The organism is Coleofasciculus sp. (assembly GCF_046565525.1).
Classification (GTDB): domain Bacteria; phylum Cyanobacteriota; class Cyanobacteriia; order Cyanobacteriales; family Coleofasciculaceae; genus Coleofasciculus.
The window spans coordinates 1-10,370 of record NZ_JBKHUP010000176.1 but is presented as its reverse complement, the minus strand read 5'-3'; the positions used below and the strand labels follow the sequence as shown (position 1 = coordinate 10,370).

Annotated in this window: 7 protein-coding genes and 1 pseudogene; 4 read left to right on the top strand and 4 right to left on the bottom strand. The window is 45.1% G+C overall.

What is annotated here, in order from left to right:
* From ACLGGO_RS33930 to ACLGGO_RS33920, 3 genes are all read left to right on the top strand, one after another.
* A partial coding sequence (locus tag ACLGGO_RS33930) for a beta strand repeat-containing protein (RefSeq protein ID WP_446422616.1) occupies positions 1-2,238 on the top strand: 2,238 nt, incomplete at its 5' end.
* Between the two features lie 169 nt (positions 2,239-2,407).
* The gene (locus ACLGGO_RS33925) at positions 2,408-5,077 is read left to right on the top strand and encodes a CHAT domain-containing protein (protein WP_446422615.1); all 2,670 of its coding nucleotides are present in this window, start codon (positions 2,408-2,410) and stop codon (positions 5,075-5,077) included.
* Positions 5,078-5,331: 254 nt separating this feature from the next.
* Entirely contained in the window at positions 5,332-6,288 is a 957-nt protein-coding gene (locus ACLGGO_RS33920) for a phosphate ABC transporter substrate-binding protein (protein ID WP_446422614.1), read from the top strand.
* 22 nt (positions 6,289-6,310) lie between these two features.
* Here the strand turns inward: ACLGGO_RS33920 and ACLGGO_RS33915 are convergent, their stop codons facing one another.
* Genes ACLGGO_RS33915 through ACLGGO_RS33900 form a run of 4 tightly spaced genes read right to left on the bottom strand, consistent with a single transcriptional unit; the run spans position 6,311 to position 9,608 of the window.
* On the bottom strand, positions 6,311-6,904 hold the full coding sequence (locus tag ACLGGO_RS33915) for a hypothetical protein (RefSeq protein ID WP_446422613.1): 594 nt from the start codon (positions 6,902-6,904) through the stop codon (positions 6,311-6,313).
* Positions 6,901-8,259, bottom strand: a complete 1,359-nt coding sequence (locus ACLGGO_RS33910; protein ID WP_446422612.1) for an AAA family ATPase — start codon at positions 8,257-8,259, stop codon at positions 6,901-6,903. Before ACLGGO_RS33910 ends, ACLGGO_RS33915 begins: the two co-directional genes overlap by 4 nt.
* Positions 8,260-8,313: 54 nt before the next feature.
* The gene (locus tag ACLGGO_RS33905; RefSeq protein ID WP_446422611.1) at positions 8,314-8,853 is read right to left on the bottom strand and encodes a Uma2 family endonuclease; all 540 of its coding nucleotides are present in this window, start codon (positions 8,851-8,853) and stop codon (positions 8,314-8,316) included.
* 47 nt (positions 8,854-8,900) lie between these two features.
* On the bottom strand, positions 8,901-9,608 hold the full coding sequence (locus ACLGGO_RS33900; protein ID WP_446422610.1) for a Crp/Fnr family transcriptional regulator: 708 nt from the start codon (positions 9,606-9,608) through the stop codon (positions 8,901-8,903).
* Between the two features lie 74 nt (positions 9,609-9,682).
* Between ACLGGO_RS33900 and ACLGGO_RS33895 the strand changes: the two are divergent.
* Positions 9,683-10,370 (top strand): annotated as a pseudogene (locus tag ACLGGO_RS33895) (hypothetical protein); the annotation flags it as partial.

Genomic DNA, 10,370 nt, shown 5'->3' with positions numbered 1-10,370 from the left:
GATATTAGCCTGATTGGGGAGGGAGATATCATCACTTCAGATATCTTTTCTCTAGGGGCATTAGGAGGAACAATTAAACTAAGTAGTCAAGGTGCGATCGCGTGGGATAATCATCTCATTGGTAGTGCGAGTATCAGTCCGATTCCTGCGCCCAATCTCCAAGGCGGTGATATCCAAATCGAGGCGAATTCAGTCTCCTTAACCAATGGCGCACGAGTGATTGCTGGAACCATAGGGGCAATCCCAGCCGGAAATGTCACGGTACAAGCCACAGAATTCGTTGAAGCAAGTGGGATTAATGTTGAGGGTGCGGTGGATAATCCCCTGTTAAACGCCATTCCTGGGGTAAGGGATTTTCTAGCCACCATCCCCAGTAGCGGCTTCTATTCGATTACAGCCGGAGGTGGGGCGGCGGGAGATATCACCATTGAAACACAGCAATTAAACTTGCGGTCAACAGCCACCTTATCAACCGCCACATTTGCCCAAGGAGATGCCGGAGATATCACTATTGAAACAGAGAACGTAAGCGTGCGATCGGGAGCAACCGTAACAACTTCTACCGCACCATTGAGTAGTGGTAAAGGGGGGAATTTAATTGTCAAGGCGTCCGATACGGTGGAGTTAACCGGGGCAACACCATCCACCAGTGGTTTATTTTCTGAAGCTGGGGGGTCTAACGATGGCGGAATTCTGCGAATTGACACCGGACGATTAATCATTCAAGAGGGGGCAAATATATCAACAGCTACTTTTGGTCAAGGTAAGGGCGGAAATTTAGAAGTGAATGCCTCTGAGTCTGTAGAGGTGATTGGCGTATCTCTGGTTAGGGGGACTCCCAGTCTTTTAGGTTCTGGAACTATCCGTCTTTTAGATTCTGGAAGTATGGGGACTGATGATATCGGTGATGCGGGAAACTTAACGATTAACACCCGCCGCTTGATTATCCGAGATGGCGGATTTGTTGAGAGTGGGACAGCGAGTTCCGGTCAAGGAGGCAATTTAACGGTGAATGCGTCTGAATCAGTGGAAGTGATTGGAAAATCTCCGATTAATATAATTCCTAGCACCTTAGGTACTGATACAGTCAATACAGAGGCGAATCGAACGGGTGCAGGAAAGGCGGGAAATCTGACAATTAATACTGGGCGATTAATTATCCAAGATGGGGGATTTGTCACTGCTTCATCGATTGGTGATGGTCAAGGGGGGAATTTATTCGTCAATGCGGCTGAATCGGTAGAATTAAGCGGTACATCTGCTGAGGGTTTTCCCAGTGGATTATATGCCCAAGGATTTGGCACGGGAAATGCGGGGAATTTGCAGGTGAATACCAATCAATTAATGGTTCGGGATGGTGCAAGAGTGACAGCCGCAACGGGAACAGTGGCAAATGACTTGCGTCTGAGTGATCCCACGTTAGGATTTGGGGCGTTGCAAGGTATTATTCTGCCAAATCAAGCTACAGGAAATGGTGGTGAAATGCAGATTACAGCCAACTCGATTAACCTAGATAACCAAGGTTCCTTAATTGCCAGTACCGTATCCGGAGAAGGCGGTAATATGACCTTAAAGGTAGAGGATTTAATCACAATGCGCCGCAATAGCCTGATTTCGGCAGAAGCATTTGGCGGTCAAGGGAATGGGGGAAATATTACTATCGACACCGAATTCATTGTGGCGGTTGAAGACGAAAACAGCGACATAGTTGCCGATGCGTTTGGGGGTGATGGCGGTAATATCAATATCACCGCTCAAAGTATTTTTGGGTTAGAATTTCGTCCCCAGCGCACGCCAAAAAGTGATATTACTGCCAGTTCTCAATTTGGGGTAGACGGTAATGTGGTGCTGAATATCCCTGATGTTGATCCCAGTCGGGACTTAAATCCATTACCGAGTGAACCGATAGATGTGCGAGGATTAGTGGGTCAAGTTTGTCAAGCGGATGCTGGATTTAATCAAAGTAGTTTTGTCGTCACCGGGCGCGGCGGTTTACCCCCCAAACCCAATGAATTGCTACGTGGAGAAGCGGTATTTGCTGATTGGATTTCCTTAGAGTCACCCGCAAGCGATAACGATAATAGTACGGCAACTCTCCCCGATAAACCTTCTCAACCGCCCACGATTGTGGAAGCCAATGGATGGATTAGAGATGCTCAAGGTAATGTTATCCTTACGGCTGAGGCGACTAACGTGACAATTGAGAGTCGCCAAGTCAATCCTCCTTTGTGTGAGTAAATATATCTTTGAATGCAACTTGGTATTAAACAAGACTCCAAGGGATAGAAAGAAAAAGTAGCCAAGTTTAAAAGGGGATGATTTCATCGGATTCGGTATTAGACAGACATGATATAAGGGCACGGCATTGTCGTGCCCCTACAATGCAATCTTGTTGGGATGAAATAGTATGAGAAACAAATGGCATCTGCCTGTTCGTAGTAAGCGCTTTAGCGCCAGGGTTCGTAGTCAGCGCTTTAGCGCCAAAAAATGGGGTATCTCATGGCTACTATTAGGAATCCTCACCGCCATTTTATGTATTGTCATTTCCCCTGTATCAGCAACAGGAATAGGACAAAAAGAACCCCAAACAGCCGCAATCGAGACAACAACCGTTAATCCTTCCCCCGCAGATTGGGTGAAACAAGGCAGAACCTTTTACGAAACAGGACAATATACTGATGCTGTAGAATTTCTCCAAAAAGCTGCCCAAGCTTATCAAACCCAAGGCGAAACAATTAAGCAAGCCACAGTCCTGAGTAATCTCTCCTTAGCCTATCAGCAACTTGGATTATGGTCCCAGGCAAACGACGCCATTTCCCAGAGTTTAACCCTGCTGCAAACTAAAGCAAACCGCGACGTTTCTACCCATCACCTAAACGTACTAGCCCAAAGCCTCAATATTCAGGGGCGTTTACAACTGCATCAGGGACAAGCCGAACAAGCCTTAGCCACTTGGAAGCAAGCTACCGCCCTGTACAATCAGTTAGGGGATAAAACAGGTAAAATAAAAAGCCAAATTAACCAGGCGCAAGCGATGCAAGTTCTAGGATTGCATCGACGGGCATTAGCCTTACTCAAGCAAGTTAGACAAACCCTCGACAATCAGCCCGATTCACTCACCAAAGCCATCGGCTTGCGATCGCTAGGGGAGGTGTTACAATTTGTAAACGACTTGCCTCAAGCCCGTCAGGTACTAGCAGAAAGTTTACAAATTGCCCGCCAGTTAGAATCCCCCCCCGATATTAGCGCCGCCCTGTTTAGCCTTGCCAATACCGCCCGTCAACAGCAGCAAGTTGAAGCCGCCCTCGATTTCTATCAACAAGCGATAACCCAAGCCCCTTCTCCCCTTATCGAATTAGGGGCAAAACTCAATCAACTCAGCTTACTTATCGAAACCGGAAATCGCCAACAAGCGCAAACCTTAATCCCCCAAATCCAAAGCCAACTCAACCGCTTACCCATTTCAGAGCAAGCGATTACATTTCAGATTAACTTTGGCGAAAGTCTGATTAAATTAGCAACATCTGTAGAGACGTTGCATGCAACGTCTCTACACCCAGAAATCGCCCAAATCCTCACCACCGCTATCCAGCAGGCGGAAACCCTGGGAAGTCAACGCCTCCACGCTTATGCATTGGGAACTCTGGGACATCTGTACGAACAAACTAATCAACTGCAACAAGCCCAAGATTTAACCCAACAAGCCTTAATTAAAACCCAAGCCATTGAAGCCTGGGATAGTCTGTATCCTTGGCAATGGCAACTAGGGCGCTTACTCAAACAGCAGGGCGATATCCAAGGGGCAATTGCGGCGTACCAAGGGGCGGTGGATACCCTTCAATCCCTGCGTAGTGATTTAGTCGCCGTTAATTCTAATGTTCAGTATTCCTTTCGTGAACAGGTTGAACCCATCTACCGGGAGTTAGTCGAACTGCTACTACCCGAAGATGATACGCAAATTAGTTCAGAACGACTCGAACAAGCCCGTCAGGTGATTGAATTACTCCAAGTCGCGGAATTGGATAACTTCTTTCAAGCCGATTGTATTACTGCCCAGCCTGTAAAAATTGATACGATTGACCAACAAGCTGCCGTACTTTACCCGATTATCCTCTCCAATCGCTTGGAAACAATTGTCCATTTGCCCAATCAACCCTTGCGCCGATATACCACCTTCGTGTCCCAAACTGAATTAGAAAGCACATTAGAGGATTTACGTCAAGCATTACCTGAGCGTACCAGTTTAAGATTTCTCCCCCTCGCCCGAAAAGTCTATGACTGGATTATTCAACCCGCCGCTGCTGATTTAGCCACAAGTGAGGTAAAAACCTTAGTCTTTGTGTTGAATGGTACCCTGCGGAATATCCCCATGGGGGCGCTGCACGACGGTGATAACTACTTACTGCAAAATTATGCGATCGCGCTGACTCCAGGGTTAGAGTTGTTAGAGTCCACACCCCTTACCGAACAACAGCTTGAAGTTTTAACTGCTGGACTCTCCGAATCCCGCCAAGACTTTTCCGCCCTTCCTAATGTCAAAACTGAACTCCAGCAAATTCAATCGTTGATGTCAGGGAAATTGTTACTCAATCAGGAGTTTACCAAATCCACGTTGAAAGATGCGATCGCGAATGTCTCATTTCCCGTCGTTCATCTCGCCACCCACGGTCAATTTAGTTCAGAGGCTGAGGGAACCTTTATTATTACCTGGGATGATCGGCTAAATGTGAATGAATTGAGTTCTTTACTCAAAACTACAGATCTGCGTCAAACCAATCCCATTGAATTACTCGTACTTAGTGCGTGCGAAACCGCCAAAGGCGATGATCGAGCCGCGTTAGGATTAGCGGGTGTCGCCGTGAGGGCGGGGGCTCGCAGTACCATCGCGACGTTATGGTTAGTGGATGATGAGACGACAGCGGATCTGATGGTGAAATTTTACCAGGTACTCACCCAGGATAAAGTGAGTAAAGCTGAAGCCCTGCGTCGCGCTCAACTCTTGATTTTACAAGATCCAAAATATCGCAAGCATCCCTATTTCTGGACGCCTTTTGTGTTAGTTGGCAATTGGGTTTAACTCAGACGCGACTAAACTAACCTCTCTGTCGGGGCGGGTTCCATTCCTATCTTTTCTTTTGCACCCATAAGTAACCAAACCTGCCCCGACCTTAAATGACATCTACTTAACGGCTGATTTTGTTAAAATTGGAAGACCAATTCTCCATGATGTTGCGCCAGATCAGACCGAACTGTAGTCCCCCCTTGATCAGGGGGTGTATTCGTTGCACGATTGAAGAGAAACGGTATAAGCCCTAAATCCGTCTATTAATTATGTCGCAGAAGAACGAAACGGGAACACTCATTGCTGCTCTTGTAATTACAGTTTTAATATTAGCGGGTGGTTTTTGGTGGTTTACCCGTCAATCTGGCACAAATCTAGGTGTATTGACAGGAGGTGAAAATAACCCAGCTCAAAATCCATCCCCACCCACTCAACCTGCCAATCCTGGAACTCCAACCGCAGATCCCAACAGTGCTTTTGCACCACCTCAAACTGTTCCCACTGGCACAACTGTCAGGATAGCGGGTTCTACGAGTATGGTGCAAATTAATCAAGCCTTGAAACAAAGTTTTGAACAGCAGTTTCCTGGGACAGTTGTGGAAACCAAAGCCGAGGGTTCAGATAAGGGAATTCTGGCGATTTTAACCGCAAGTGCAGATATCGCCGCAATTTCTCGTCCTCTGACATCCCAAGAACAGTCCCAAGGCTTAATGGCTGTACCTGTAACGAAGGATGCGATCGCGATCGTGATAGGTGAGCAAAATCTTTTTCAACGAGGCTTAACTCAGGCGCAAGTCCAGGGAATTTTTCAAGGACAGATTACCAATTGGTCACAAGTCGGTGGTGATTCAGAACGGATTCGCGTAATTAATCGCCCCCCGGTTAGCGGAACTCGTCAGGCGTTTCAAGAACTGGTACTTAACGGTGGAGAATTTGGTCAACCGCCTAACACTAACATTGTTACAATGCAACGGGATGCAACCACTCCTATTTTGCGAGAATTAGGCAGTAATGGAATTAGTTATGCCACATATAGCCAGGTTGCGGATCAACAAACGGTGCGAATTGTACCCGTCGATGGGTTAACTCCCCAAGCGGCGAATTATCCTTATCAACGAGAACTTTACTACGTCTACAAGCAACCCGCAACTCCTCAGGTGCAAGCCTTTCTGGGTTATGTCGCCTCACCCCAAGGACAAGGCGCGATCGCGGCGACTAACCAGTAACGTGCTATGTTCTCCTATAATTTCACGAGCTTTTGTTAATCCTTTCGATCAGACTATCAGGAAGTTCTAACTCAACGCTCATGGCGGAGAAAAAACTGAGATTATCTGGGTGATTCACTAAATAATCAAAGAACTGATCTTGGTTATCTTTATATACCTGTTGCACAAATCGGATGCGCTCGATATGCTTGCGTCTATCTTCGTACAGTTCGGGTCTATTCCACCCAAGATACTTAATCAGATTTTCAGCTTCTTTGTCATTTGGATCGACCGCAATAAATTGCCCGTTTTCATACTTGATCCGTTGATTCAGATCGGCAGAATATGGCTTGAGGATAGGTTCAAACGGCTCGATATTACGGGGTTTGTGCTGATTGATCCAATGCAGCACAGTATACCAATTCCAGTAACTATCATTCTCTGTGCTTTTCAACCGAGCATCAAAATGTTCCACATCAACAGCATCTGTACTTTGGATATAGCGTTCGGAGTAGGCACAAAATCCCATCTGTTCGTTTAGCAGTTCTTGCCTTATCTTAGTTCTATCCCTTTGATTTGAATACTGCCACTGATTAGAAATTATCTTTGACTGCGCCGACTTTCTCAGATATCTCATTTGGATGGATCAAAGTTATAGGCGTTTCCTATTTCTAGATATTCAGTAATCAACTCCTGTTGGCGATTTATGTCGCTAGTTGAGTGAATTAATCGCTGTAGTTCCAGAAATCGTTCCCATTTTTGTAGTCCTTGTTTTCCGTAGATGCTGCGTACATGAAAATCTTTAATTAACAAATCATTGGGGTCATCTCCAATCGGAGTAACGCCTGATGTAGCGGTGACAAACCCTTGGTCATCAAAATCTAGGTGGATTCGCTCATAAGGTTCAAACTGAGCGGCGATAATTGGATTATGGGTAGCGACAAAGAACTGTGTGTTTTGGATAATTGAGAGATATTGCTCAATTAGGTCATAAAGCAGATCCGGATATAAACTATTTTCGGGTTCATCAACCAATAGAAAACCTCGCTCTATCTGACGTTGGAAGTACAATGTTTTAATATGCCCTAACTTGAAGATGTAGTTACGAATCCCACTACTGAGGCTGTTGTAGGGTAAGGGTTGCCCGGAACTCTTAACTTTCACATACGCCTGAAGATTTTCGTTGAGTTGTACAGGAATTCCTGCTTCTTCAATATCGAATTTTAGTCCTGGCTTGTCTAGTATTCGATTCCATAGGTTTCCAATTTCTTGGAGAATCTCTGGATGATTTTCTTTAAATTCCGCCTCAACCTCTTCAATCGTTTTCTTTCTATTTTTAGGTTGCTTTAAATGATCTAGGTAATCACTCTCCCGTTTTTTGACCAGATAAATTAATAGTTTCCAAAACTCTCCGGCATTTTCCATAGATATAAAGTGATAAACTGGAAAATTTTGGAATAGCTTTAAAGCTTCGTCAAGTGTTGTTACAGGTAAATCTCCTTTCTGTAAAAGCAATGACCGATCGGCTGGTACATGAATAATTAAATCTTTCTTGTTGGTAAGCGAGGGAACGGGCTGACTGGAAATGTAGTGTTGTATGCAGAAGTCCGGTGGTACGACTTTTTGGGTTGGATCAGTGACAAACCGATGCCATTCGTCAGTCTGTTCGACATCAGCATTATAGTAGACTATTGGAGCACCATAACTATCAGAACCGCTATAGGGAGGATGACAAGCAAAAAAATCTCCAGACGAGGCAGAAAATTTTACAGCGAATAATGGCAGGTTTTTCAGTTGCTTTGGCTGATTTCCATAACCATTAGACTCATTTAATAAGTGGATTATTTTCTCCAAAATCGTTGTTTTTCCCGTTCCATTTGTACCAATCAAGCATATTTTATCTAGTGGTTTACCTGTCTTGGGGTTTACCAAATCTAACTGGAAATTATTGAACTGTTGAAAGCCCTTGACAATTATTTTACTTATTTTCATGGACTGGTTCTCAGGTTTAGGTTTGCAGGAATGAAGACAGCGCAACTACAAACTTTATGCAAACAACTCATCAACGGCTATGCTAAACCCGGTTAGAACAACCTGCGTACTCACCACATCACCGGAACGAAATGCTAATGTTTGATTCTGAGTGATCACCAAAATCCAACGAGTCTCAGGAAACACTAACCAAACTTCTTGACAACCTGACTCTAAATACTCCGTCGCCTTGGCAAATAAGTCCTCGGCTGTATCTGTGGGTGAGGCAATTTCGGCAATCAGAGGGGGGCTTTGGGGTAATACAGCCACATCTCCATACTGATCTAACAATTGGGACGTCAAATAAGAAACATCTGGACGACGCCCCTGACGCAATGTGCGACAAGGAAGTTCAACGTAAGGTTCACCGCCTTGTCCTGACTCGCTGATGTAATTTCCCCAGTAACGATCTAATCTCGATTGAATTCGACTATGTTTTATCGTCATTCCCGTTGTCTCAATCAATTGTCCATCCACCCACTCTGTATGATCGGGAGGATTAGCCATAAAGTCATCTAGAGAAATATTATCAGTTACATTCGCTGCTATGACCATCACTCTATCCTCAACTATCTAGGTTTGATATGATAACAAATAACCGATTAGCTTGATTTTGAACTATCGTTATTAAAATCAACAGATTGCATGGGTAAGCAAATTAAATTATCCCCGTAGGTGCTAATCAGTCCCTTTTTGCGTAACCTTCCCATTAAGCGAGTCACGGTGACACGAGTTGAACCAATTGCACTGCTAATTTGGGCGTGAGTTAAAGGAAATGGCAGACAATAGCCATCGGGTGTCGGTTCGCCAAATTCTTCAATCATCAGAGTAAGTAATCCGAAAAGGCGATCAATGGTTTTGCGTTGTCCCAAGATACTCAACCATAGGAGTTTTCGCTGATGTTGATAGCGGAACGCATTCAACACCTCACGCCGGAAGTGGGGCCAATTGTCTAGATCATGCCAATACATCCAGAGGACTGAGGTTTGCTCAACATGGGAGTAGGCGGACAGGGTAAAGGGTGATTGTGCCACAATTTCAAAAGGCTGACCTGCACCGACAAATCCTAAAAAGGCTTCTTGTGGGATTTGGGACAATGATTCATCTGTGGAGTGACTTGCGCTGATTTGAGTTGTACCCACTAAACGTACTGCTCCTCGCTGCACGAGATACAGCAATCCCGAACGAGTCGGGATTAGCTCATCTTTGCTAAACGTTCGATCGCGGTAGTGTTCCTGTGCCCAATCCAGAATACGTTGCCAGGTTAAGAACGAGCGAGATGCTTCTGATGTGGAGGGTGGTAAATTCATAGCTCCGTCAAGATGGAGACCAAGTTATTTTTAATTTTACAGGAGTTAAAAATACATCTAACTATAGAGTTTTCATGGTAAAAGCATTTAGTAACAATGTGAGTATTAAATCTCAGTTGCAACAACAGCTTTGGCAGGCAATTGGCAGAGTAGACATTTTACCCACTGCGGCTCAGTTAACGCCCCAAACCATACCCTTACACCGTTTCTCTACTCCTAATTATGTATGCTATCGGTCTGCGATCGCACTCAAGTTATCTTCACCTTGGCAACAGACTCCCTTAGACATTGCCCGTCAGCTCACCGTCGCCTTGCTAACGCTTTCTCAAGAGTCTGGTGACGCGATTGCTATAGATTTTACGATTGAAGTATTGCCTCCTGGCTGGATTCTTTTCCGACTCAGCGATCGCGCCTTAGCCACCTACTTACAAGAGTGGTTTAAAATACCCCCCTTTCCTTCTGTTCCCAGACATTATTTAAAACAGAAACTTCAGGAAAAAGGGGGAGCCGGGGATAGAGAAAAACTCGGACAAAATCAGCCGGATTCTGACAAGATTTTTCCCATTCAATATGTTCACGCCCGTTGCTGTTCGCTTTTGCAGTTGGCTGACGAGCAGGGGTTAATTCAGGTAAAAGATCATGTAGAGACGTACCATGGCACGTTCGTAGGGGCGAAGCATTCGCGCCCAGATATATCGGTTGTCTGCCAAATTCCCAACGCGAATGCTTCGCCCAATCCCCCGCCAATCGCCCCAGATATAT

Bases quoted from the DNA above. Each gene is read 5' to 3' on its own strand.
- ACLGGO_RS33920 (WP_446422614.1), top strand. From the start codon at position 5,332: ATGTCGCAGAAGAACGAAACGGGAACACTCATTGCTGCTCTTGTAATT.
- ACLGGO_RS33900 (WP_446422610.1), bottom strand. From the start codon at position 9,608: ATGAATTTACCACCCTCCACATCAGAAGCATCTCGCTCGTTCTTAACC.
- ACLGGO_RS33925 (WP_446422615.1), top strand. From the start codon at position 2,408: ATGAGAAACAAATGGCATCTGCCTGTTCGTAGTAAGCGCTTTAGCGCC.
- ACLGGO_RS33905 (WP_446422611.1), bottom strand. From the start codon at position 8,853: ATGGTCATAGCAGCGAATGTAACTGATAATATTTCTCTAGATGACTTT.
- ACLGGO_RS33910 (WP_446422612.1), bottom strand. From the start codon at position 8,259: ATGAAAATAAGTAAAATAATTGTCAAGGGCTTTCAACAGTTCAATAAT.
- ACLGGO_RS33915 (WP_446422613.1), bottom strand. From the start codon at position 6,904: ATGAGATATCTGAGAAAGTCGGCGCAGTCAAAGATAATTTCTAATCAG.